We start from the raw sequence: 24737 nt of genomic DNA on the forward strand, positions 1-24737 counted from the left end.
CGGTTGGCTACCCTTTCCGCGTGCCGTCGCTGTTTCGCCGCAAGTCCACCGACCTCGTCGACGAGGCGGTCACCCCGGTGACCCCCGAGGACGAGGCCACGTCCAGCCGTCCCCGGGGTTACACCCCGGCCAAGGGGCGCGAGACGCCGAAGCGGCCGAGCGCCGGCCGCCGGCCGGGCGTGGCCACCAAGCCGATGACCAAGGAAGAGCAGCGGGAGCACCGGCGCAAGCTGCGTGCCGAGGCGGCGGCGGAGTTCCGGCGCGAGGGCGGCCCGCGTGACCGCGGCCCCGAGCGGCAGCTGGCCCGCAACGTGGTCGACTCCCGGCGTACGGTCGGCACCTGGTTCTTCGGCGGCGCGCTGATCGTGCTGATCGGCTCGAACGCGGCCATGCCGCCGGTGATCCGGCTGGTGTCCAACATCCTGTGGGGCGCGCTGGCCCTCGGCGTGGTGATCGACTCCTTCCTCATCTGCCGCAAGATCAGGAAGCTGGTCCGCGAGCGCTTCCCGAACACCGGGCAGCGGATGGGCTCGCTCTACCTCTACGCGGTCATGCGGTCGATCACGTTCCGCCGGATGCGTGCCCCGGAGCCCCGGGTCAACCTCGGCGACCCGGTCTGACCCCGACGGATCCGGCCCCTGCTCCACCGCGGTGAGGGGCCGTTCTCGTTCCCGCCGCCAGCCGCCGCGCTGGGGACCCCGGCAGGGGCCTGCGGTTTGCGGCGCGACACGGCCTGCACCGGCACGGCACGGCCAACCCGCCCCCTCCTCCGCCTGGACCGGGTGCGTCTGTCGTCGCTGGGGCGACAACAGACGCACCCAAACCTCGGCCGCGCACCCGAAGCGTCGACGGGACCACGAACCACGACGTTGGGCGGGCGGGCGGACTGCCGGTGACGCGGCGGCGCCGGAGCGCTACGGGACGCCGAGCAGGCGGAGCAGGGCGGTCGTCCCGGCGGCGGCGAGCACGACCAGCACGAAGGGCGCCCGCCGCCAGGCCAGCAGCACGCCGACCAGCACCCCCGTCGGCCGGGCCCAGCCGGCGAACGCGCCGGCCTCGGTCAGCGTGGCGGTGGCCGCGAGCGCGGCGAGCAGCGCGGCGGCGCCCACCGGTAGCAGCCGGCGGGACCACTCCGGCAGGTCGAGCCGGTCGCGCAGCAGCACCCCGGCGACCCGGAAGCCGTACGTCCCGGCGGCCAGCGCCAGGATCACCACGATCAGCACGACTCCCCTCCCCTGGGTCGGGCCGGGTCGGGTGTCCCGACCCCGCGCCCGGCGTCCGGGATCGGGGCGGGCGTCACCCCGACCTCCCGGACGCCGGTGACGGGACCGGTGACGGAGGCCGGGCTGGAGGTGCCCCCGGCCTCCCGTCCACCGGTCCCGGCTCCACCCCGGCCGACCCGGCGGGTGTCCCGGGTCGGGGCGGGCGTCACCCCTACCTCCCGGTCGCCGGCGCCGGCCCGGACGGCCCGTACGGCCAGCACGGCCGGACCGGCCAGGGCGAGCAGCACCGGCAGGCCGGCCGGCAGCAGCGGGGTGGTGAGCACGGCCAGCACCGCACCGGCCAGCGCCACCCGCCGGATCTCCCGGTCGCGCAGGCTGGGCAGCAGCAGCGCGAGCAGGCCGGCCGGGAAGGCGGCGTCCAGGCCCAGCGCGGCCGGGTCGCCGGCCACCCCGCCGGCCAGCACGCCGAGTACGGTGCCGACGTTCCAGGTGACGAAGAACAACGCCGCGGCCAGCCAGAACGCCCGGTGCCGGGCCGGACCCGCGGGCTGGGCCAGGGCGAACGCGGTGGCCTCGTCGGTCATCAGGTGGCTGCCGAGCAGCCGTTGCCACAGCCGACGGCCGAGGCTGTCGCCGAGGGTCAGGCCGAACGGCAGGTGCCGGGCGTTGAGCAGCAGCCCGGCGAGGACGGCGGCCAGCGGGCTGCCCGCCGCGACCAGCCCGACCGCCATGAACTGCGCCCCGCCGGCGAACACCAGCACGGACATCGCGACGGCGGCCCAGCCGGGCAGCCCGGCGGCGACCGCCACCGCGCCGAACGAGGCGCCCACCGCCACCATCGCCGCCCCGATGGCGGCGACGTCGCGGAGTACCCCGCCGCCGGCTGTTCGTTGTACCGTACGCATGGTCCACCATGATGAACGGAATGCGCGTGGTCGTCAAACCGAACGAACAGACCGACGGAGCGAACATGGCCGCCCTACCGGCACCCCCGCTGGCCACCATCGCCGCCGCGATCCGGCGTGAGCGGGAGCGGGTCGGCATCTCGCTGACCGAGCTGGCCCGGCGGGCCGGGATCGCCAAGTCCACCCTCTCCCAGCTGGAGTCGGGCGTCGGCAACCCGAGCGTGGAGACGCTCTGGGCGCTCGGCGTGGCACTGGACGTGCCGTTCAGCCGGCTGGTCGAGCCGCCGAGCCCGGCGGTCCGGGTGGTCCGGGCCGGCGAGGGCCCCCGGATCCGCTCCGAGCACGCCGACTTCACCGGGACGCTGCTCAGCGCCGGGTCGACGCACGCGAGGCGGGACATCTACGTCCTCGACCTGGAGCCCGGCGCGGTCCGCAAGGCCGAGGCGCACACCCCGCGCAGCATCGAGCACGTGGTGGTCGCCGCCGGGCGGATGCGGGTCGGCCCCGAATCCGACCCGGTGGAGCTGGGCCCGGGCGACTACGCCACCTTCCCCGGCGACGCCCCGCACCGCTACGAGGCGCTGGCCCCGGGCACCTTCGCCGTGCTGGTGATGGAGCACCCCTGACGCTCCCGCCGGTAGAGGCGGGCCACCACGTCCTCGATGTCCGGCTCCAGCACCGAGACGTCGCGCAGCGCGCCCAGCCCGGCGAGCCCGGCCACCACCTCGGCCACCCGCGCCGACTCCAGCGCGAACACCAGCCGGTGCCCGTCGTTCTCCACCCGGTGCAGCGACGCGCCGGGCAGCACCGGCGGCTCGGGTACGGGGGCGTCGAGGTCGGCCACCACCAGCCGGCGGGAGCCGTACCGCTCGTGCAGCGCGGCGATCGACCCGTCGTGCACCACCCGACCGTGGTCGATCACCACCAGCCGCCGGCAGAGCCGTTCGATGTCGGCCAGGTCGTGCGTGGTCAGCACCAGCGTGGTGTCCCCGGCCTGGCCCAGCTCGGCCAGGAAGCCGCGCACCGCCTGCCGGCTGACCACGTCCAGACCGATGGTGGGTTCGTCGAGGAAGAGCACCTCGGGGCCGTGCAGCAGCGCGGCGGTCAGCTCGCCGCGCATCCGCTGGCCGAGGGAGAGCTGGCGGACCGGGACGTCCAGGAACGCGTCCAGGTCGAGCAGGTGCCGGCAGCGGCGCAGCCGGGCGGCGTGCTCGCCGGGCGGCACCCGGTAGACGTGCCGGAGCAGGTCGAAGGAGTCCCGCAGCGGCAGGTCCCACCACAGTTGGGAACGCTGGCCGAAGACCACGCCGACGCGCAGCGCGAGCCGGGTGCGCTGGGCGACCGGGCGCAGCCCGCAGACGCGTACCTCGCCGGCCGAGGGCGTCAGCACCCCGGTGAGCATCTTGAGCGTGGTGGACTTGCCGGCCCCGTTCGGTCCGATGTAGCCGAGCAGCTCCCCGCGCTCGATCCGCAGGTCGATCCCGTCGACGGCGGTGACCAGCCGTTTCTCGCGGCGCAGCCGCCCGGCCCTGACCCGGACGGTGAACTCCTTGCGCAGTGCCCTGGCCTCGATGACGCTCATGACCCCGTACTCCGGTAGTGGCGGACGCCGACGCGCCAGGCGGCGGCGGCGATCGCGGCGGCGACCAGCGCGACGCCCGGCGCGGCCCAGCCGACCCAGCCCGGCAGGCCGAGCGGGTCGGCCCGGCCGAGCAGCGCCAGTGCCGGGTGGTAGCCGACGAAGGCGAAACCCAGGCCGTACGCGAAGAGCGCGCGGAACCATCCGTCGTAGACGGTGATCGGATAGGTGGTGAAGTCCCGCCCACCGTAGGTGACCGAGTTGGCCAGTTCGCCCGAGTCAACCCAGAAGAAGGAGACGGTGGCGGTGGCCACGAAGGCCGAGCCGAAGAAGACCACCGCGGCCAGCGGGGCGAGGACGACCAGCAGCACCCGGGCGGCGGTCCACTGGATCCCGGCGGACCCGACCGCCACCACCAGCACCGCGAGCCCGAAGACCGCCCGGGACACCTTGCGCAGCGGCAGGTCCATCAGCAGCAGTTGCGGCAGCGTGCCCAGCGGGCGGAGCAGCACGGCGTCGAAGAGCCCGGTACGCACGTAGCGGGGCAGCCGTTCGATGTTGCCGACCAGCAGGTCCGCGAGGGCGAACGCGCCGGTGGAGATGCCGACGATGACCATCGTCTCGCGCAGCGTGAAGCCGCCCAGCTCCCGGGTCACGCCGAACACGACCAGCACGGTGACCACGTCGAAGACGGTGAACCCGACGTTGCCCACCAGGTCCACCAGGAACGACGTCCGGTACGCGGTCTGCGCCCGCGCCTGCGCCCCGAGCAGCGCCCGGTACGCGGCCAGCGCGCCGGCGCCGGCGCGCACCGGTCCGCTCGGGGCCGCGTGGTCAGCCACCCTGCACGACCAGCCGGCGTTCGGCCCGGCGCTGCACCAGCCGGCAGGCGGCGAGGATCAGCACCGCCCAGCACAGCTGCACGCCGACCAGGGCGAGCTGGGTGCCGGCCGGGTCCCGCTCGACCAGCACGTCCAGCGGGGTCTGCAACAGGCTCGGGAACGGAGTGCCGAGCCAGAGCAGCAGCTGGAGCCACTCCGGCAGGAAGCGCAGCGGGAAGTAGAGCCCGGTGAGCACTCCCGAGACGAGGGTCCAGATGATGACCGGGCCGCGCGCGTCGTGCAGCCAGAACGCGGTGGCGTTGACCAGGTAGCGGCAGCCGAAGCAGAGCACCACGGCGACGAGCGCGGAGAGCGCGAACAACGGCCAGGTGGCCCATCGCTGCGGGACGTGCACCGGGAAGAAGAGCGGGCCGACCAGCACCGGCGGGATCAGCCGGGCCAGCGCGGCGTAGCCGGCCCGGCCCAGGTCGGCGGCGAGGTAGCTGGTCACCGGGTGTACCGGGCGGAGCAGGTCGGCGGCGACCTCACCGGTGCGGATCCGGTCGGCCAGGTCGGTCCATCCCCAGAGGAGGATGACGGCGAGCAGGCCCTGCCCCACCCAGACGAAGGTGGCGAGCTGGGCCCGGTCGTACCCGGCCACGGTGCCGGCCGCGCCGACCGCGGCGAGCAGGACGTAGCAGCGGAGGAAACCGAACACGCAGTTGGTGACGACGCCGGCCACCGCCGCCTGGCGGTAGGTGGAGTATCGTCGGAAGCCCGATCCGGCTATTGCCCTAAATGTCCGAAACCATAGGATAACGTTTGAGGCGGCAGGCGGTGCCACAGTGGCGGTGAGCGAGCCCACGCCGCTACCCTCCTTTCCGCAGCCAACGCCGTGCCGGAACGGGCGACTTTACCGGTCGACGGGGTGCCCAGCGCGACAATTTCCAACGAGGTGACATCGCCGTGAGCGAGCGGACGCGAGCCGGCCACCGGGACGCGGCCGTGAGCGAGCGGGCGGCCGGCGGCGACCCCGGCATGACCTCGTGTCCCCGTACCGGCGACGGGCCGCCCGGATGAGCCGCGGCTACGCGGACCGGTGGCACGACCCGGCGGAACCGGCCTGGGTCGTCGAGCCGACCACGGAGTGGCACCCCCAGTTCCCCGGCCAGCGCTACCCGGGCGACATCGGCATCCAGCACACACCGCCGCCGGCGCCCCGCGGTCGGGCGGCCGTGGTCGGCCGCGCCGAGGTGCCCCCGCTCGCGCCGACCCGCCCCGACGGGACGTACCTGGGCCGGTCCTGGGAGGACGAACCAGACGGCTGGGACCGGCACCGCGGCCGCGACGGCTGGCGGTACGACGGCGACCCGTACCGCCCGGGGCGCGGCGAGCCCGGGTGGCCCGACGACCGGCGGCCGGCCCCCAACCGGCGGGACGAGCACGCGCGCGCCCCGTACGGCGTCGACGCGGGCCGCACCGCACCCCGTGACCACGACCGGTACGACGACCGCACGCCCCGGCACGAGCCGCCCGGCCGGGGGCGGTCCGGCATCGCGCCCGTCTCCCCCGCCAGTCGGTCCGAACCCGGCTGGCTGGCCGAGCCGGACGAGGACCTGCCGGCGCGCCGGCCGGCCGCGCAGGACCGGTCGGCCAACGGCTACGACCAGCGCCCGGCCGACGGCACCCGCCGGCCCCGCTACCAGTGGGACCGCGCCGCCGACCAGCGCGAGCGGCCCCCGGCCGAGCAGCGTGACCGGTTCACCGGCGAACGCCGGCCCGCCGACCAGCACGAGCGGTTCCCCGCCGAGCGCACCGACCGGTTCCCCGCCGAGCACGAGCGGTTCGCCGCCGAGCGCCGGGACCGCGGACCGGTCGACCGCGCCGCGCCGGCCGGCCGCTGGGAGCGCCCGGAGCGGGGCGCCGACGAGCGGCCGTACGACGACGTCGAGCGCCGGCGGCCGGAGCCGGACGAGCACCGGCGGCCGCGCGAGGCGGCGGCCCGGGCCGAGACGTACCCGGAGCGGCGCCCACGCGAGGAGGCCCGGCCGGAGTTCCACCGCGAGCCACCGGGCCAGCCGCCGTCCCGGCCGGAGGGCGCCCTGCCCTGGCCGGCTCCCGGGCCGGTACGCCCCGGCTACGACCGCAGCCCCGGCCACCACACCGACCCCCGACCCGAGCACCGCCGGCCGGCGGAACCGACCGGCCCGGCCCGCGGCGACCGCTACGACGCCGCGCCGCCGGTCGACGAGCGGCGCGCCATGCCCGCCGCCGGCGCGCCCGCTCGTGACCTGCCGGTCTCCGGCCGGCCGGTCTCCCCCGCCCCGGCGGACCGCGACCTGCCCACTCGGGGCCGACCCGACCCGCGCACGCCCTACACCGACCGGCCGGTCTCCCCCGCCCCGGCGGACCACGACCTGCCCACTCGGCGCCGACCCGACCCGCGCACGCCCTACACCGACCGGCCGATCTCGCCCGCCCCGGCGGACCACGACCTGCCCACTCGGCGCCGACCCGACCCGCGCACGCCCTACACCGACCGGCCGATCTCGCCCGCCCCGCCCGAGCGCGCCCGACCCGGCCACGCCGGACCCGACCCCCGCACCCCCCACACCGACCGACCGGTCTCCCCCGCCACACACGGCGACCGACCCGTCTCGCCCGCCCCGCCCGAGCGCGCGCGACCCGGCCACGCCGGACCCGACCCCCGCACCCCCTACACCGACCGACCCGTCTCCCCCGCCGCACACGGCGACCGACCCGTCTCGCCCGCCCCGCCCGAGCGCGCCCGACCCGGCCACGCCGGACCCGACCCCCGCACGCCCCACACCGACCGACCGGTCTCTCCCGCCGCACACGGCGATCGGCCGGTGTCGCCGCCGCCGTTCGCCGGGCGACCGGCCGCCGGGTCACGTCCGGCTGCCCCGCCGCCGGCGTTCGGCCCGCCGGCCACCGATCGACCGGTGTCGCCGGCTCCGGGCGCCGGACGGGGCCCGACCCCGCCCCCGGCGTCCGGCCGCCCGGTGCCACCGCCGTACCCGGCCGGACCGGCGCAGCCCGCCCGCGGGGACCGGCCGGTCGGCCCACCACCCGCGTTCGACCCGGCGGCTGCCGGCAGCCACGCACGTCCCGCCGCACCGCCGGCGTGGGCCCCGGCGTCGGCGACGCCGGGTAGCGGCCGGCCCGAGACGCCCGCCGCCGAGCACCGGCCGCCGGCTACCCGTCCGCCGTCCACACCAGACCACCGGCCCGTCTCCGGGCCGCCGGCCGCCCGGCTGCGGATGGAGTTCCGGCCGACCCCGGAGGCGCCGACGAGCGCCCCACCGGCGTCGCCGACCGCCCCGGCCAGTCGGAGCGATGTGACGCCCGTCGACCGTCCCGTCTCGGGTGCCGGCACCGCACCGGCCGGGAGCGGGCAGCCCGTGCCTGCGCCGCTGGCCATCACCCCCGACCGGCCGAAGGTCTACGTCCCGCCGCCGCCCAGCGACCCGCCCGCTCCGGCCGTGCCGCCGGAGCCGGCGGCCGGCAACGCTCCGAGCGGACCGGCCGCCTGGTTCGGCACCGCCGAGCCGGCGGCGACCGCCGACACCACCGCGACAGCGCACCCGGCCCCGCCGACCGTCGCGACAGACCCCGCACCGGCCGCACCGACGCCCGAGCCGGTCCAGGGCGAGCCGGTCGAACCGGTCAGGGACGAGCCGGCGGCGCCGGTCGGGGACGAGGTGCCGGACCCGGCCGCCCCCGCCGACCCTCAGCCGGCCGAGCCGGCCCTCCCGCCGCACACCGACCACGCCGTCGCGCCGGTCTCCGCGCCACCCGCCGAGGCGGCGGCGTCCGCGCCGCCCGTCGAGCGAGCTGCCTCCGCGCCACCCGTCGAGGCGGCGGCGGGGCCGCCCGTCGAGGCCGTTGCCTCCGCACCGGCCGAGCGGGCTGCCTCCGCACCGGGGGTCGGCTCCGACGGGGCCGCGCCCGTGTCGGCAGCAGCGCCGGAAGCCCAGGCGACGGGTGACCTGTCCACGCCGCCCGTCAAGGGCCGGGAACCGGACGTACCGGCCGACGGCGTACCGGTCGCCGGGCCGCCGGCCGAGCCCCCGGCCGCCCCCGTGTCCGCACCGCCCGCCGACGGCGGCGCGGTGGCATCCGTGACGACGCCGACGGTCCAGCCCGGCCCGGCCGCACCCGCGCCGGGCGACGGCGAGCAGTTCGGCCATGCCCCGACGGCACCCGACGTGGGGCCGACGGCGGATCTGGCGGCCGTGGCCACCCACAACGGCGCGGTGCGGCCGGTGTCCGCGCCGCCGGTGAGCGACGACCCGGTCGTCCCGACGACCGCGACTGCCCCGGGCGCGACCGCCGCCGACGCCGCGCCACCGGCCGTTGCCGACGCCGCCGCCGTCCCGACCGTTCGCGCCATGCCAGCGGTGTCCGTGGCGCAGCTCGATCCGCCCGGATCGGCGGCACCTGATCCGGCCTCCTCCGGTCAGCCGGCCTCGCACCCCTCGCCGCGGTCCGCCGAGCCGACCACGGCGCCGGTCCCCGTGCCCGATGCCCCGGTCGCCGCGCCTCCGGGCGACGGAACCGCATCCGTGGCCGCCCCGCCCGCCCAGGGTGCCGCCACGCCGCCCGCCGCACCCCTGTCCCGGCGGCCGGACGCACCGGTCTCCGCACCACCGGCCTGGCCCGAATCCGCCCCGCCCGCCGCACCGGTCACCCCATCGGCCACCGCACCCACGTCCGGCCCGCCGGCTGCTCCCGTCTCGGTCCCGCCGGCCGCATCCGCGCCGGCGCAGGCCAGGTCACCCGTATTTGCGCCACCCGCCGCCACCCCGGCCGACGATCCGGTGCCCACCGCGGCCGGCGGTGCCACGTCCGGCCCGGCCGCTGGCTCCGTCCCGGCCCCGCCGGCCGCACCCGCGCCGGCGCGGTCCACGGCGCCCGTGTCCGCGCCACCTGGTTCGCCCGTCTCCGGCCCACCGGCCGCGCCCGCCTCGGCCCCGCCGGCCGTACCCGGGTCCGCGCCACCCGCGACAGCCGTCTCCGCCCCGGCCGACGCGTCGGCGTCCCCGCCGGCCGCCGCGCCCGGGTCCGGCCCACCGGCCGCCCCTGTCTCGGCCCCACCCGGGGCACCGGTCTCCGCGCCACCAACCGCGCCCGTCTCGGCACCGCCGGCCACTCCCGTCTCGGCACCGCCGGCCACTCCCGTCTCGGCTGCGCCGGCCGTCGGGACCGGGCCGGGCGGGCCGGAACCGGCCGCCGAGCGGACGGCCGGGCCGCAGGGCGACCCGGAGCAGGTGCTCGCCAGCTACCGCTGGCGGCTCGACCCGGTCAGCCTCCGCGAGGTGGTGGACGACCCGGAGGAGCTGCGGGCCGTCCGGCGGGGCCTGACCGAGAAGCTGGGCACCACTGTGGACAACCGGTCCCGCGCCCGGCTGCTCAGCCTGCGCGCGGTGGTGTCGCGGGTCCTCGGCGAGCTGGACGACGCGCTCGCCGACGGGCGGCTCGCCCTGACCTACGCGGAGGCCACCGGCGAGCTGCGGCGGATCGCGCTGGCCCAGGCCCGGCTGGCGCACGTGCTGCGCTGGCGGGGCGACCACGCCGAGGCCGACCGGCTCTTCGCGGAGGCGAACTCGCCCGAACTGCCCGACCGGCTGCGCGCGGCCCTGCACGAGCACGCCGGGCGGTCGGCGTACGACCAGGGGCGGTTGATGGAGGCGAGCCAGCACTTCGAGCGGGCGCTGGACCTGCGCGGCGCCGCCGACGCCGACCTGCTGGCCCGGATCCGGACGGCGCTGGACGCGGTCGCCGACCGGGCCACGAAGCACGGCTTCGGGCCGTACCCCCGGACCCGGGACGACCTGCTGGACCGGGTGCGGCCCCCGGTACCGGCCCGCGACGACACGCTCTGGGGCTACGCCGACCCGGACGGCGAGCTGGTGATCCCGGCCCGGTACGCGGAGGCGCAGCCGTTCCGCGAGGGGCTCGCCTGGGTACGCCGACCGGAGACCGACCGCTGGTCGCTGATCGCGCTCACCGGCACGACGGTGATCGAGCCGTCGTACCTCGCGGTGCGCTCCTTCTCCGACGGCCTGGCCTGGGTGCTCCGCGACCGGGGCGCCGGCTGGCTGGCCATCCGCCCCAACGGTGACGTGGCGATCCCGCCGGGCTTCGCCGACGTACGCCCGTTCCGGCGCGGGGTGGCCGCGGTGCGCCGGGAGGGCTGGGGCGCGGTGGACCGCAACGGCCAGATCGTGCTGCCGACCCGGTACCACGGGTTCGCCACGACGCTCTCCGACGGCCGCCAGGTCGACGACTTCACCGACGAGGGGCTGGCCGTGGTGGACCTGGCTGGCCGGCGCGGCGTGGTCGACCGGACCGGGCGGGTGATCGTGCCACCGGCCCACCCGGCGCTGGTCATCCACCCGGTCGCGTTCCTGGTGGGCACCGCCGCCGGGCGGTGGGGCGCGCTGGACCGGCGCGGTGAGCTGCTGATCGACCCGGTGCACCGGGACCGCGACGAGGTGGTCGCGGAGATCGAGCGGCTGCTCACCGACACCAACCCGGTGATCTGACCCGGCGACCCGGCGGTGGGCGCCACCCGCCGCCCGAACTGAGGTCGGCCGGTCAGCCGCTCGCCGGCCGGCCGCCGGCCGGGACTAGGGTCGGAGACATGGAATTCCGACACCTGGGCCGTTCCGGCCTGATGGTCAGCGAGATCTCGTACGGCAACTGGATCACCCACGGCTCGCAGGTCGAGGAGGACGCGGCGTTCGCCTGCGTCCGCGCCGCCCTGGACGCCGGCATCACCACCTTCGACACCGCCGACGTCTACGCCGGCACCCGGGCCGAGGACGTGCTCGGCCGGGCGCTGGAGAACGAGCGGCGCGAGGGCCTGGAGATCTTCACCAAGGTGTACTGGCCCACCGGGCCCGGCCGCAACGACCGCGGCCTGTCCCGCAAGCACATCATGGAGTCGATCAACGGCTCGCTGCGCCGGCTGCGCACCGACTACGTGGACCTCTACCAGGCCCACCGGTACGACTACAGCACGCCGCTGGAGGAGACGATGGAGGCGTTCGCCGACGTCGTGCACTCCGGCAAGGCGCTCTACATCGGCGTCTCCGAGTGGAAGGCGTCGCAGATCCGCGAGGCCCACCGGCTCGCCCGGGAACTGCGCATCCCGCTGGTCTCCAACCAGCCGCAGTACTCGATGCTCTGGCGGGTCATCGAGTCCGAGGTCGTGCCCACCAGCGAGGAACTGGGCGTCGGGCAGATCGTCTGGTCGCCGATCGCGCAGGGCGTGCTCTCCGGCAAGTACCTGCCGGGCCAGCCGCCGCCGGCCGGCTCCCGGGCCACCGACGAGAAGTCCGGCGCGGGCTTCATCGCCAAGTTCCTGACCGACGACGTGCTCACCCAGGTGCAGCGGCTCAAGCCGCTGGCCGAGCAGGCCGGGCTGAGCATGGCCCAGCTCGCCATCGCCTGGGTGCTGCAGAACCCGAACGTCTCCTCGGCGATCGTCGGCGCGTCCCGCCCCGAGCAGGTACACGACAACGTCAAGGCGGCCGGCGTGAAGCTCGACGCCGACCTGCTCAAGGCCATCGACGAGATCATCGACCCGATCGTCGAGCGCGACCCGGCCCGGACCGAGAGCCCGGCGCAGCGGCCGTGACACGTTCCGGCCCGGCCGGCTCCCGTCAGCGGGTGCCGGCGGGGCCGGACCGCCGTCGCACGGGCCACCGTCGCACGGACCGCCGTCGCACGGGCCACCGTCGCACGGACCGCCGTCGCACGGACCGCCGTCGCACGGGCCGACCGAGCCGCCGCCGACCGGGCCGTCGGGGCCCGGGGGCCGCGGTCAGCCCTGCCAGAAGCGGACCAGGTCCAGCCCGGTGGCGTAGAGCCAGGGCGGCAGGCCGAGCAGGTCGCCGACGGCGAAGACCAGGTCGAAGAACCAGCCGCTGATCCGCGGGTTCCACAGCAGCGCGAACAGCAGGATGAAGCCGTACGGGGCGAACAGGTCGTACATCCGGCGCCACTGCGGGTTCAGCCAGGGCTGGATCATGTTGCCGCCGTCCAGGCCCGGCACCGGCAGCAGGTTGAGCACGCTCGCGGTGAGCTGGAGGAAGGCGAGCAGCGCCACGGCGGCCCAGAACTCCACCGGCCCGCCGGCGCCCGCGCCCAGCCGCAGCACCGCCACCAGCACCAGGGTGAACAGCACGTTGGTGGCCGGGCCGGCGAGGCTGACCAGGGTGTGCCGCAGCCGCCCGGGGATCTCGTGCCGGTCGACCCAGACGGCCCCGCCGGGCAGCCCGATCCCGCCGAGCAGCACCACCAGCACCGGCAGCGCGATGGACAGCAGCGGGTGGCTGTACTTCAGCGGGTTCAACGTCAGGTAGCCGCGGTGCGCCACGCCCCGGTCGCCGGCCCGGTAGGCCACCACCGCGTGCGCGTACTCGTGCAGGCAGAGCGAGACCAGCCAGCCGGAGACGACGAAGAGGAAGACGTCGAACCGGACGTTGCCGAACCGCTGCCAGGTCAGCACGCCGCTGGTGACGAAGAGCGCCACCAGGGCGAGGAAGACCGGGCTGGGCCGGAACGCCGCCCGGGGCATGCCGAGCACCAGCGACCCCGGGCGGTCGGAACCCATCACTCCGCCGCGGGCAGCAGGCTCATCCGGTACTCCACCCGGTCGTCCTCGACGAGCGCGACCGAGGTGACGCCGGACGCCGCGAGCTCGCGCCAGGTCTGGCCGATCCAGGATTCGGCATCCGCCTGGCTGCCGAACGACTCCGCCGGCCCCTCGACCGACTCGCCGTTCGTGCCCTCGTACCGCCAGCTCCACGCCATGCCGCGTCTCCCCTCGCCGCTGATGTCCCGTGGGACGAACCCTCGCCAGCGTAGTCGGCCGGGCCGACGCCGGTCGCTCGCTCGTCCCGTGGACCGGGGGCGGGGCTTGATCCAGGCCGACGGAGCCGGCCGGTACCGTGGCCCGGTGCTGACTCAAGGCGTGGTGCTCAGCGAGCGGTACCGGCTGGGCGAACGGGTGGCCACCGGCGGCATGGGAGCGGTCTGGCGGTGCACGGATCTCCTCCTCGAACGCGAGGTGGCGGTGAAGGTGCTGCTGCCGGCGCTGACCGCGGACCCCGAGTTCACCACCCGGTTCCGGGCCGAGGCGCGGATGCTGGCGGCGCTGCGGCACCCCGGCGTGGTGGCGGTGCACGACGTCGGGCGCGCGACCCTCGCCGACGGCAGCGAGGTCGACTACCTGGTGATGGAGTACGTCGCCGGGGAGCCCCTGGGCGGCTGGATCCGGCGGGCCGGCCGGCTCGACGCCGCCTCCACCATGTCGGTGGTGGCGCAGGCCGCCGAGGCGCTGCACGCCGCGCACCTGGCCGGCATCGTGCACCGGGACGTGAAGCCGGGCAACCTGCTGGTGAAGCCCGACGGCCGGGTGGTGCTGGTCGACTTCGGCATCGCCCGCTCGGGCAGCACGGCCGGGATCACCGCCGCCCACACGATGCTCGGCACCGCCACGTACATGTCGCCGGAGCAGGCCACCGGCCAGCCGGTCTCGCCGGTGACCGACGTCTACGCGCTCGGCGCGGTGGCGTACTTCTGCCTCGCCGGGCGTCCGCCGTTCGAGGGCGAGAACCCGTTGCAGGTGGCCCTGCGGCACCAGCAGGACGAGCCCGCGCCGCTGCCGCCGGGCACCCCGCCGGCGGTGGTCGCGCTGGTCGAGCGGGCGATGGCGAAGCGCCCGGCCGACCGGTACCCGAGCGCGGCGGCGCTCGCCGAGGCCGCCGCCGAGACCCGGGACGCCACGCTGGCGTCGATCCCGGTCTCGGCCCGCCCGCCGTGGGCGGTGGCCGGCCCCTCGCCCGCCGTCACCCCGCCGCTGGAGCCGGTCTCCGGCGCCGGGCCGATCGCCCCGGGCGCCGCCGCACCGACGCCACCGCCGGCCGTGGACCGCTCCGGCTCGTTCGGGGGTACGTCCGGCACCGGCGAGCCAGCGGTGGCACCCGCGCCGCCGGGGCAGCTGCCGCCCGCCGGGCCACCGGGCTCGCCGACGGGTGGCGCCGCCGCGCCGATCTCGCCGCCCGGGCCGGTGCCACCGCCGCCCGCCGGACCGACCACCGCGCCGGTGTGGCCGTTCGGACCGGCCGCGGCGCCGGTCTCGCCCTCCGGACCGGCCGCCGCCCCGGTCTCGCCGTCCGGGTCCCACCCCGTCCCGGTGTCGCCGCCCAGCGGCCCGCCGTCCGGCTTCACACCCGGCCGGGCCGCGGCCGGCCGACCGACCCCCCTGCCGCACCAGCCGGGGACCGACGCCTGGGGGCTTCCGCCCACCCGGGAGGACCCGGTCGAGTCGCGGCCGGGCCGGCGCCGGATCGCGCTGGTCGGCGCGGCGGCCACCGTGCTGCTGCTCCTGGTCGGCGTGGTGGCGGCGACGACGCTCTTCGCCGGGGATCCCGGCGACGGGGACCGGCCGGACGCGCTCACCGGCGGTTCGGCCGGCCCGGTCACCGGCGAGCCCGCCCCCGCCCCCACCGACGGCAGCGGCCGGCTGGGTACCGAGCCGACGCCGGACGGCAGCGCGTCCGCCATCCCGCCACCGTCCAGCGCACCCGGGCGGTCCACCCCGCCGCCGTCGGGCGGGCCGGCGCCGACCGGCGATACGACCGCCCAGCCGGGCCCCACGCCGAGCACCAGCAAGCCGGAGAAGCCGAACCCGTACACGCCGGTCCAGGCGTGCGGCAGCGGCTACCAGGTGATCGACTCGGCGTCGCTGACCGTCTCGGGCGTGCGCAAGGGGCGGGTGTACCTGCTCTACCACGCCGGCACCGGCTACAACTGCGTGGTCACCATGAAGGACACCGCGGTCGGCACGAAGACCGCCGCCTCGGCCTACCTGGAGGTGCGGGGCCGCGCCCGTAGCACCGACAGCGGCTCGTTCGCGTACTACGCCGGGCCGGTGAAGGCCAAGGCGGCCGGGGTGTGCGTGAAGTGGGGCGGGTCCACCGGCGGCGCCAGCTACGGCAGCGGCTTCGAGCACTGCGGCTGACCGCCGGCCGGCCGCGGCCCGGCCGGGTGGAACGGCCCGCCGGGAGCGGGCGGCCGGCACGCGGGCCGGCCGGCGGGCGGGCGCCGGGCGGCCTTAAGGTACGGGCATGTCCGTTGACGGGTGGAACACGGTCCTGGTGCTCGGGGGCATCCGGTCCGGCAAGTCGGAGTTCGCCGAGTCCCTGGTCGCCGACGCGCCCACGGTCCGCTACCTGGCCACCGCCGCGGACGCCGCCGCGGACGACGCCGAGTGGGCCGCCCGGCTGGCGGCGCACCGCGCCCGCCGCCCGGAGACCTGGAGCACCGAGGAGACCGCGGCCGACCCGCGCCGGCTGGCCGACGTGATCGCCGCCGCCGAGCCGAACGAGACGCTGCTCGTCGACGACCTCGGCGGCTGGGTGACCGTGCTGCTGGACCCGGCCCACCAGCCGGCCGACGACACCGCCACCATCGCCGAACTGGCCGCCGCGGTGCGCTCCTGCGCGGCGCGGCTGGTGCTGGTCAGCCCCGAGGTCGGGCTCTCGCTGGTGCCGACCACCCCGCTCGGCCGGGCGTTCACCGACGCGCTCGGCGCGGCCAACCGGGCGGTCGCCGACGCCTGTGACGCGGTCGTGCTGGTGGTCGCCGGCCAGCCGGCCTGGCTCAAACCGGCGCAGGCCGCGCGGGCGGCGACCGTACCGGCCCAGGGCGGCCCCGCCCCGGCGCCGGCCGCCCCGGCGGTCAACGGCGCCGTCGTCGCGCCCGAGCCGGCCGCGCTGCCGGAGGTGCTGACCCCGACGCCGCCGCCACCGGCCGCCCCGCCCGCCGAGCCGGCCACGGCGTGGGCGGCGCCCACCATGGCGCTGCCGATGGTGGCCACCGGCCTGGTCATCCAGCCCGGCATGGAGCTGCCCATGCCCGACGAGTACGCCGGCCCGCAGGCGATCGAGCGGCTGGCCACGCTGGACGTGCCCGGCGCCGGGCTCGGCGTGCTGGAGCGGGTGGTCGGGTTCGCCGCCGCCACCCAGGGCACCCCGACCCCGGCCCCGTGGGGCTCGGTGCGGGTGCTGCTGCTGCACGGCGACCACGCCGGCGGGGCGGCCGCCGGCACGGTGGCCGGGGAGTCCGCCCGGCGGGCCCGGCAGGCGCGCGCCGGCGAGGGCCCGCTGGCCCGGATGGCGGCCGAGTGCGGCGCGAGCCTGCAGGTGGTGGCGGCGCCGGCGGCGGCGCCGATGGAGGTCGAGCCGGCGCTCAGCGGCGAACAGGTCGAGGCGGCCCTGCGCGAGGGCTGGCGCCTCGCCGAGCAGGCCGCCGACGCGGGCGTACGGCTACTGGTGCTGGCGGCCTGCGGCGCCGGCACCGAGGCCGCGGCGGCGGCGGTGCTCGCCGCGACCGCCGGCGCGGAACCGCCAGCGGTGCTCGGCCGGGTGCTGACCGACGCGGGTGAGATCGACGACGCGGCCTGGATGAAGCGGTGCGCGGCGGTCCGCGACGCGCTGCACCGCACCCGCCGCTCGCCGCGGGGTGCCAAGGACGTGCTGGCCGAACTGGGTGGCGGGGACATCGCGATCGCCACCGGCGTGCTGCTCGGCGCGACGGCCCGCCGGATCCCGGTGATGCTCGACGGCCCGGTCGGGCTGGCCGCCGGCATGGTGAGCCGCGACCTGGCCGGGCAGGCGCGGCACTGGTGCCTGCTGGCCGACCACGGCGGCGACCCGGCCGCCCGGCTCGCCGCCGACGTGCTGGGCCTGACTCCGCTGCTGGACGTGCGGCTCGACCTGGGTGAGGGGGCGAACGCGCTGGCCGCGCTCCCGCTGCTGCGCTCGGTGCTGGCGCTGGCCGCCGCGCTGCCCACCCGCCCCTCGCTCGCCGGCGGCGGCCCCGAGGAGCCGGAGCCGGTCGAGGAGGAGGACGACCAGCGCGAGTTCGTCGAGCCGGAGCCGGCCGGGCCGGGCCCGACCACCACCGAACCGGACGGCCAGCCGGTGGACCCGTCCGGCCGGCGTGCCGGCTGACCGGCGGCTCGCCGACGGGGCGCGGCTGGCGCTGACCACCTTCAGCACGCTGCCGGTGCGCGCCGGCCGGATCGACCGGTCGGTGGCGGGCACCGCGATGGCGCTGGCCCCGGCGGTGGGGGCGCTGCTCGGCGCGCTCCTCGCCGGGCTGCTGCTGCTCCTGGTCGCGGTGGCGCCGCCGCTGGTCGCCGCCGGGGTGACCGTGGGCGCGGGCGCGCTGCTCACCCGGGGCCTGCACCTGGACGGGCTGGCCGACACCGTGGACGCGCTGGGGTCGTACCGGCGGGGGGCGGCCGCGCTGGAGATCATGAAGAAGCCGGACGTGGGTCCGTTCGGGGTGGCCGCGCTGGTGGTCGTCCTGCTGGTGCAGGCCGCGACGCTCGCGGAGCTGGCCGGGCGGTCCTGGCCGGCGGCGCTGGCCGCGGTGGTGGCGGCGACCGCCGCGGGCCGGCTCGGGGTCGCCGTGGCGTGCCGGCGGGGCGTGCCGGCGGCCCGGCCGGACGGGTTGGGCGCGCTGGTCGCCGGCACCGTCGGGCCGGTCGCGCTGGTCGCCGGGACGGCCGCCGTCGCGCTGGTGGCGGTCGCCGCGGTGCCGGACCGCCCGTGGCAGGGGCCGCTCGCCGTCGTCGCCGCGCTCGCCGTGGCGGTGGCGCTGCTGCGGCACGTGGTACGCCGGCTCGGCGGGATCACCGGCGACGTGCTCGGCGCGACCGTGGAGCTGGTCACCACGCTGGTCTACCTGGGACTCGTGCTGTCCGGCTGAGTCCGGCGCGCCACGGCGGGTAGCGTTCTCCCACGACAGCGCGGGTGCGGCCAACCGGGGGAACGACATGCTGATCACGGACGACTTCCTGCCCGTACCGGTGCCGGAGTCGCTGAGCGCCACCTACCTGGTGCCGATGGCCGGGTTGCCGAGGGTCGGTCCGAAGACCGCGGTGGAGGCGCTGCGGGGCCGGCTGGCCGACCCGGTGTTCGGCCTGGCCCGGCAGATGCTGGACAGCCCGTTGATGAGTGTGGACACCCGGTCGGTGGGCGAGTTCCCCGAGCTGCCGCCGGATCTGCTGACCGCGTTCGGCGCCAGCGAGGCGCAGCTGGACCGGTTGGCCGCGGCCAGCCACCTGGTGGTGGTGCAGGCCGAGTACCGGCCCGGCTGGCCGCCGGCGCACGAGTGGGCGGCGCGGGCGGTGGCCGCCGCGGTCGCCGAGTCGGTGCACGGCGACGTGGTGGACGTCTTCGGGTTGCAGTTCCTCGACCCGGCGACCGCGCTGCGCTCGCTCCCCGACGAGCAGGGCCGGATCCGGCTGGTCGACTGGGTGCTGGTGCCGTACTCCTCGGACGCCGAGGGGCTCTGGTTCACCACCAAGGGGCTGCGCCGGTTCGGGCTGCTGGAGTTGCAGACCCAGGGGGTGCCGGACCACCTCACCCGGGCCTGGGGCGCGGTGATGACCGGCGCCGCGCGGCGGTTGCTGCGGGACTGGACCGACGGGCTGGCCGGCGAGGAGGTGCCCGCGTTCGTGCAGCTGCCGGTGCTGGCCACGGTGACCGGGCACGACATCGCGGTGGCGTACGGCAATCCGGAGCAGCACGGGGCGACCGCGCCGGTGCTGCTCCGGCTGGAGCTGGACCCGGCCACGGACCCGGAGGCCGACTCGTTCCTCAGCCTGCACCCGCCCGCCGGGCACCCGGGGCCGGCCGGGCGCTACTTCGCCGCCGCCTGCGCCACCCTCTTCTCCGGCATCCAGCCGGACGTGCGCTACGCCCGGTCGGGCGACGCGATGAGCCGCGCCGTCGCCACCGCCCGCGCCGGGCTGGGCGACATCCGGGCCCGGTTCGTCACCGGCCAACTGCCGCCGGAGACCCAGCTCGTGGTCAAGTACGGCCTGCCCGGCGAGGACGGCCCGGAGTTCGTCTGGGCCGGGGTGACCTCGTGGGAGTCACCGGAGCGGATCGTCGGCGCCAGCGCCAGCGACGCGCACACCGACCCGACCGTCCGGATCGGCGCCCCCGTGGTGGTGGAGGCCGCCGACGTCGTCGACTGGGCCCTGCTCGACGCCACCGGCGTCATCGAAGGCGGCTGGACCCAAGCCGTCCTGGACGCCGGCGAACCCCCCACCCCCTAACCCCCTCCCCCACTCCCTCCCCCCGCCCCCACCCCCCCGCCATAGGCGTCGATCATGAGGTTGCCGGCGATGTCGATCTCTGTTCGTGCCGCCAACCTCATGATCAACGAGGTGAGGGGCGGGTTACTTGACCGAGGGGTGGATGAATGGGGGGCGGGTGATGCGCATCTGGGCGCGGCGGCCGCGGATGTCGACCTCGACCAGGTCGCCGTCGGCGAGGTTGGCGGCGGTGTCCAGCAGGGCCAGGGCGATGCCCTGCTTCCTCGTCGGCGAGAAGGTGCCGCTGGTGATGGTGCCGACCGAGGTGTCGCCGAGGTGGACCGTCATGCCCGGGCGCGGGATGGCCCGGTCGACCGCCTCCAGGCCGCGCAGCGTACGCCGGGGGCCGGCCGCCTTCTCGGCGCGCAGCGCGTCGCGGCCCCAGAAGGCCGGCTTGTCCCAGCCGACCGCCCAGCCGGACCGGGCCTGCACCGGGGTGATCTCCAGCGACAGGTCCTGCCCGTGCAGCGGGTACCCCATCTCGGTGCGCAGGGTGTCCCGGGCGGCCAGCCCGCAGGCGCGCAGCTCGTACGCCGCACCGGCGGCGAAGAGCGCGTCCCAGACCGCGACGGCGTGCTCGGCCGCCACCACCAGCTCGTAGCCCAGCTCGCCGGTGTAACCGGTGCGGCAGACGGTCAGCGGCACCCCGTCCAGCTCGGCGGCGGAGAAGCTCATGTACTCGTGCCCGGTGGGCAGGCCGAGCGCGCCGAGCAGGTCGGCCGAGCGCGGCCCCTGCACGGCGAGGACCGCGTACGCCTCGTGCTCGTCGGTGACCGTGACCGGCGGCGGCGCGGCGGCGCGCAGCCGGCGCACCACCTCCGCGGTGTTCGCGGCGTTCGGGATGAGGAAGACGTGGTCGTCGGCGTGCAGGTAGGCGATGATGTCGTCCACCACGCCGCCGGTGGCGTCGTCGCAGCAGAGCGTGTACTGGGCCCGGCCCGGGCCGATCCGGCCCAGGTCGTTGCTCAGGCAGGCGTTGACGAACTCCGCCGCGCCGGTGCCGGTCACCCGCGCCTTGCCCAGGTGCGAGACGTCGAAGACGCCGACCGCGGTACGCACCGCGGTGTGCTCCTTGAGCACCCCGCCGCCGGCGTACTCCAGCGGCATCTCCCAGCCGCCGAACGGGGCGAACTTGGCGCCTGCGGCGGTGTGCCGCTCGTGCAGCGGGGAACGGCGCAGCCGGGTCGCGGCGGCGTCGGAGGTCACGTCGGTCATGGGTGGCAACTTACCGGCAGCGCACCGGCTGGTTAGCATCGGCGGGACCCGCCGGAGCCGTCGGCGGGACAGCCCCGACGTCCGGCGGGTACGGTCCGCCGGAGACCTTCATCGCCGGTACGCGACGACGCGGCCGGCCCGGCCCGCCCGGAGTAGCTTCAGTGACATCGCCCAGCACCACCCTGAGCCTGGTCGACACCGACCCCGCCGAGCTTGCCGTCGACGCGATCGTGATCGGCGTGCACAGCCAGACCGGAGAGCAGGACGCCACCAGCGGCCTGGCCGGCACCCTGCTGCTCGCCAGCGGCGCGGAGAGCATCGCCGCCGCCTTCGACGGCAAGCTGACCGAGACGCTGGCGCTGCTCGGCGCGACCGGCGGCCCCGGGGAGGTGGTCAAGCTGGCCACCCTGGGCACGGTGACCGCCCCGGTGATCGCCGCCGTCGGGCTCGGCCCGGAGCCCTCCGGCGCCGCCCCGGCACCGGAGACCCTGCGCCGCGCCGCCGGCGCGGCCGTCCGCGCCCTGGCCGGCGCGTCCCGGGTGGCGCTCGCCCTGCCGGTGCCCGACGACGCCGACGCCGCGACCGCGCTGCGCGCGGTGTCCGAGGGCGCGCTGCTCGGCGGCTACCGGTTCGCCGGCTACAAGACCCGGCCGCAGCCGACCCGCCGCGAGCCGGTGGCCGAGGTGCTGGTCGCCGTGCCGGACGCGGGCGACGCCGCTGCCCAGGCCGAGGTGGCCCGCACCCAGGCGGTCGCCGGCGCGGTCCGGCGCAGCCGGGACTGGGTCAACACCGCCCCGAACGAGCTGCGCCCGCCGGCCTTCGCCGACGCGGTCGCCGCCGCCGCCCGCGAGGCCGGGCTCGAGGTCGAGGTGCTGGACGAGGAGGCGCTGCGCGCCGGCGGCTACGGCGGCATCATCGCCGTCGGCCAGGGCTCGGAGGCCCCGCCGCGACTGGTGAAGCTGACCTACACCCCGGCCGGTGGCGGCAGCGGCAAGCGGGTCGCGCTGGTCGGCAAGGGCATCACCTTCGACACCGGCGGCATCTCGATCAAGCCGGCCCAGGGCATGTGGGAGATGAAGTCCGACATGGCCGGCGCCGCCGCGGTGGGCGCCGCCATGCTGGCGATCGCCGCGCTCAAGCCGTCCGTGGCGGTGACCGGTTACCTGCCGATGGCCGAGAACATGCCGTCCGGCACGTCGTACCGGCCGGGTGACGTGATCACCATGTTCAACGGCAAGAGGGTGGAGGTGCTCAACACCGACGCCGAGGGCCGGATGATCCTGGCCGACGCGATCGCCCGGGCCTGCGCGGACGGCTGCGACTACCTCTTCGAGACCTCCACCCTCACCGGCGGGCAGGTCATCGCGCTGGGCAAGAAGGTCGCCGGCGTGATGGGCAGCCCGGAGCTGTGCGAGCGGGTGAAGGCCGCCGGCGAGGCGACCGGCGAGCCGGCCTGGCCGATGCCGCTGCCGGACGACGTGCGTAAGGGCATGGACTCCGACGTCGCCGACATCTCGCAGGTCAACGCCGGGATGGACCGGGCCGGCCACATGCTCCAGGGCGGGGTGTTCCTGCGCGAGTTCGTCGCCGACGACGTCGCCTGGGCGCACATCGACATCGCCGGGCCGGGCTACCACTCGGGCGAGCCGACCGGCTACTGGACCAAGGGCGGCACCGGCGTCCCGGTCCGCACCCTGGTCCACCTGGTCGACGACATCGCCGCCAACGGCTGACCCACCCCGCCGCGGGCACGACCCGCGCACGTTCACCGAAAGAGTGGCCATTCCGTCCGGGATGGCCACTCTTTCCGTGCGGGAGGCGCCTTCGGTGCACGGCGCGGCGGGGGGTCAGTAGAGGTCGGGGCGGCGCTTGCGGCGTTCGTTGAAGTCGCGCATGCGCTGGGGATAGCCCATCAGGCGGACGTCGTAGACCGGGATCCCCATCCGGTGGGCGAACCGGCGGGCGCCGTCCGGGCCGTCGATCCGGCGGCGGGTCCACTCCCCGTCGTCGGCGATCAGCATCACCGTGGTCTCGGTGACCGTGGTCCGCGGCTCGATGTACGCCTCGACCCCGCGCCTGGTCCGGACAAAGTTCTCAAGGTGGTCCAGATCGGCGCGGTCGGCGGCGCGGTCGAGGCTCGTCGTGCCCGCCTTCTTGCGTCGTCGGAACAGTCCCACCGACCGTCTCCCCACAGTGCGTTCATCGAAGGTCGCGCCAAGCGTACGTGTCACGGACGTGTCGTTGGGCACCTCACTACGCGCCCTGTGCCCGGTGGTGACAAGATGACCGAGGTGGGGTGTGTCCGTGTGACCCCGCCGTGACCCCCGATGCAGCGACGCGACCTGGGAGTTGGACGTGAGCGAGCCGAACGACGCAACCTTCGACATCGTCATCCTCGGAGGTGGCAGCGGCGGCTACGCGGCGGCGCTGCGGGCCGCCCAGCTGAACCTCTCCGTCGCGCTGATCGAGAAGGGCAAGCTCGGCGGCACCTGCCTGCACAACGGCTGCATCCCGACCAAGGCCCTGCTGCACGCCGCCGAGATCGCCGACCAGACCCGCGAGTCGGAGCAGTTCGGCGTCAAGGCCGAGCTGGTCGGGATCGACATGGCGGCGGTCAACTCGTACAAGGACGGCGTCATCGCCCGCCTCTACAAGGGCCTCCAGGGCCTGGTCGGCGGCGCCAAGAACATCACCTTCGTGGCCGGCGCCGGCAAGCTGGTCGGCAAGAACGTCGTCGAGGTCGACGGCAAGCGCTACACCGGCCGCAACGTCGTGCTGGCCTCCGGCTCGTACGCCAAGAGCCTGCCCGGCCTGGAGATCGACGGTGAGCGGATCATCACCAGCGACCACGCGCTCACCCTGGACCGGGTCCCGTCCTCGGCCATCGTGCTCGGCGGCGGCGTGATCGGCGTCGAGTTCGCCAGCGTGTGGAAGTCCTTCGGGGTGGACGTGACCATCATCGAGGCGCTGCCCCGGCTGGTCGCCGCCGAGGACGAGGAGTCGTCGAAGGCGCTGGAGCGGGCCTTCCGGAAGCGGAAGATCAACTTCAAGGTCGGCAAGCCGTTCGAGAAGGTCGAGAAGACCGACAACGGCGTCAAGGTGACCATCGCCGGCGGCGAGACCGTCGAGGCCGAGCTGCTGCTGGTGGCCGTCGGCCGCGGCCCGAACACCGCCAACCTCGGCTACGAGGAGCAGGGCGTCAAGATGGACCGCGGCTACGTGCTGACCGACGAGCGGCTGCGCACCAGCGTGCCGAACGTCTACGCGGTCGGCGACATCGTGCCCGGCCTCCAGCTCGCCCACCGCGGCTTCCAGCAGGGCATCTTCGTCGCCGAGGAGATCGCCGGCCAGAACCCGGCCGTGATCGACGAGGCCGGCATCCCGCGGGTCACCTACTCCGACCCGGAGCTGGCGTCGGTCGGCCTCACCGAGGCGAAGGCCAAGGAGCAGTACGGCGCCGACAAGGTCAAGACCTACAACTACAACCTGGGTGGCAACGGCAAGAGCCAGATCCTCAAGACGGCCGGCTTCGTCAAGCTCGTCCGGGTGGAGGACGGCCCCGTCGTCGGCGTGCACATGGTCGGCGCCCGGGTCGGTGAGCTGGTCGGCGAGGCGCAGCTCATCTACAACTGGGAGGCGTACCCGGCCGAGGTGGCGCAGCTCGTGCACGCCCACCCGACGCAGAACGAGGCCCTGGGCGAGGCGCACCTGGCCCTCGCCGGCAAGCCGCTGCACGCGCACGCCTGATCGAGAACTGATTCCGCGGCGTCCGGCGGCAGACGGGCG

At 76.5% G+C, this 24737-nt stretch carries 19 protein-coding genes; 10 read left to right on the forward strand and 9 right to left on the reverse strand.

Going from position 1 to position 24737, the window contains the following annotated elements:
• The first annotated feature begins 20 nt into the window (after nt 1–20).
• Nucleotides 21–620 (forward strand): DUF3043 domain-containing protein, encoded by a 600-nt coding sequence (locus tag SM577_RS01655; RefSeq protein WP_302921489.1) that lies wholly within the window; start codon nt 21–23, stop codon nt 618–620.
• A 294-nt stretch (nt 621–914) separates the two neighbouring features.
• On the opposite strand, the gene SM577_RS01660 is transcribed toward SM577_RS01655, so the two are convergent.
• Nucleotides 915–1223, reverse strand: a complete 309-nt coding sequence (locus SM577_RS01660) for an AzlD domain-containing protein (RefSeq protein WP_474586109.1) — start codon at nt 1221–1223, stop codon at nt 915–917.
• On the reverse strand, nt 1217–2128 hold the full coding sequence (locus SM577_RS01665) for an AzlC family ABC transporter permease (protein ID WP_302921486.1): 912 nt from the start codon (nt 2126–2128) through the stop codon (nt 1217–1219). The genes SM577_RS01660 and SM577_RS01665 overlap by 7 nt, the downstream gene beginning before the upstream one ends.
• Before the next feature lie 65 nt (nt 2129–2193).
• Here SM577_RS01665 and SM577_RS01670 point away from each other — a divergent pair, with 65 nt between their 5' ends.
• Nucleotides 2194–2754, forward strand: a complete 561-nt coding sequence (locus SM577_RS01670; protein WP_302921485.1) for a helix-turn-helix domain-containing protein — start codon at nt 2194–2196, stop codon at nt 2752–2754.
• On the opposite strand, the gene SM577_RS01675 is transcribed toward SM577_RS01670, so the two are convergent.
• From SM577_RS01675 to SM577_RS01685, 3 genes are read right to left on the reverse strand one after another with little or no spacing between them, the layout of a single operon-like run.
• Nucleotides 2700–3710 carry an ABC transporter ATP-binding protein gene (locus SM577_RS01675; RefSeq protein ID WP_474581216.1) on the reverse strand — a complete coding sequence of 337 codons (1011 nt, stop codon included), beginning with the start codon at nt 3708–3710 and terminating at the stop codon, nt 2700–2702. The two genes, SM577_RS01670 and SM577_RS01675, sit on opposite strands and share 55 nt — an antisense overlap.
• Nucleotides 3707–4549 carry an ABC transporter permease gene (locus SM577_RS01680; protein ID WP_474586110.1) on the reverse strand — a complete coding sequence of 281 codons (843 nt, stop codon included), beginning with the start codon at nt 4547–4549 and terminating at the stop codon, nt 3707–3709. The genes SM577_RS01675 and SM577_RS01680 overlap by 4 nt, the downstream gene beginning before the upstream one ends.
• Nucleotides 4542–5393: an ABC transporter permease gene (locus tag SM577_RS01685; RefSeq protein WP_474586111.1), complete on the reverse strand. Its 852-nt coding sequence runs from the start codon at nt 5391–5393 to the stop codon at nt 4542–4544. The genes SM577_RS01680 and SM577_RS01685 overlap by 8 nt, the downstream gene beginning before the upstream one ends.
• 181 nt (nt 5394–5574) lie before the next feature.
• On the opposite strand from SM577_RS01685, the gene SM577_RS01690 reads away from it, so the two are divergent.
• Complete coding sequence (locus SM577_RS01690) at nt 5575–11097, forward strand: WG repeat-containing protein (RefSeq protein WP_474586112.1); 5523 nt, start codon at nt 5575–5577, stop codon at nt 11095–11097.
• 98 nt (nt 11098–11195) lie between these two features.
• Nucleotides 11196–12194: an aldo/keto reductase family protein gene (locus tag SM577_RS01695; protein WP_474586113.1), complete on the forward strand. Its 999-nt coding sequence runs from the start codon at nt 11196–11198 to the stop codon at nt 12192–12194.
• 186 nt (nt 12195–12380) lie between these two features.
• On the opposite strand, the gene SM577_RS01700 is transcribed toward SM577_RS01695, so the two are convergent.
• Nucleotides 12381–13172: a site-2 protease family protein gene (locus SM577_RS01700; protein WP_302921478.1), complete on the reverse strand. Its 792-nt coding sequence runs from the start codon at nt 13170–13172 to the stop codon at nt 12381–12383.
• Nucleotides 13172–13372, reverse strand: coding sequence for a hypothetical protein (locus SM577_RS01705; protein WP_088992660.1), 201 nt, complete (start codon nt 13370–13372; stop codon nt 13172–13174). Before SM577_RS01705 ends, SM577_RS01700 begins: the two co-directional genes overlap by 1 nt.
• 145 nt (nt 13373–13517) lie before the next feature.
• Here SM577_RS01705 and SM577_RS01710 point away from each other — a divergent pair, with 145 nt between their 5' ends.
• From SM577_RS01710 to SM577_RS01725, 4 genes are all read left to right on the forward strand, one after another.
• Nucleotides 13518–15584, forward strand: coding sequence for a serine/threonine-protein kinase (locus tag SM577_RS01710; protein ID WP_474586114.1), 2067 nt, complete (start codon nt 13518–13520; stop codon nt 15582–15584).
• A gap of 106 nt (nt 15585–15690) precedes the next feature.
• Nucleotides 15691–17577, forward strand: coding sequence for a bifunctional adenosylcobinamide kinase/adenosylcobinamide-phosphate guanylyltransferase (locus SM577_RS01715; protein ID WP_474586115.1), 1887 nt, complete (start codon nt 15691–15693; stop codon nt 17575–17577).
• On the forward strand, nt 17567–18340 hold the full coding sequence (locus SM577_RS01720; protein WP_474586116.1) for an adenosylcobinamide-GDP ribazoletransferase: 774 nt from the start codon (nt 17567–17569) through the stop codon (nt 18338–18340). Before SM577_RS01715 ends, SM577_RS01720 begins: the two co-directional genes overlap by 11 nt.
• A gap of 67 nt (nt 18341–18407) precedes the next feature.
• Complete coding sequence (locus SM577_RS01725) at nt 18408–19697, forward strand: DUF2314 domain-containing protein (RefSeq protein ID WP_474581211.1); 1290 nt, start codon at nt 18408–18410, stop codon at nt 19695–19697.
• Nucleotides 19698–19820: 123 nt separating this feature from the next.
• Here the strand turns inward: SM577_RS01725 and gcvT are convergent, their stop codons facing one another.
• Nucleotides 19821–20951, reverse strand: coding sequence for a glycine cleavage system aminomethyltransferase GcvT (gene gcvT / locus SM577_RS01730; RefSeq protein WP_474586117.1), 1131 nt, complete (start codon nt 20949–20951; stop codon nt 19821–19823).
• 161 nt (nt 20952–21112) lie between these two features.
• Between gcvT and SM577_RS01735 the strand changes: the two genes are divergently transcribed.
• Nucleotides 21113–22684, forward strand: a complete 1572-nt coding sequence (locus SM577_RS01735; RefSeq protein ID WP_474586118.1) for a leucyl aminopeptidase — start codon at nt 21113–21115, stop codon at nt 22682–22684.
• Nucleotides 22685–22798: 114 nt separating this feature from the next.
• On the opposite strand, the gene SM577_RS01740 is transcribed toward SM577_RS01735, so the two are convergent.
• Nucleotides 22799–23128 (reverse strand): hypothetical protein, encoded by a 330-nt coding sequence (locus tag SM577_RS01740; RefSeq protein WP_302922980.1) that lies wholly within the window; start codon nt 23126–23128, stop codon nt 22799–22801.
• Between the two features lie 178 nt (nt 23129–23306).
• Here SM577_RS01740 and lpdA point away from each other — a divergent pair, with 178 nt between their 5' ends.
• A complete protein-coding gene (gene lpdA, locus SM577_RS01745; RefSeq protein ID WP_302922981.1) occupies nt 23307–24698 on the forward strand; it encodes a dihydrolipoyl dehydrogenase in 1392 nt (463 codons plus the stop codon).
• The last annotated feature ends 39 nt before the right edge of the window (nt 24699–24737 follow it).

It is taken from the genome of Micromonospora desertarenae (assembly GCF_056150265.1).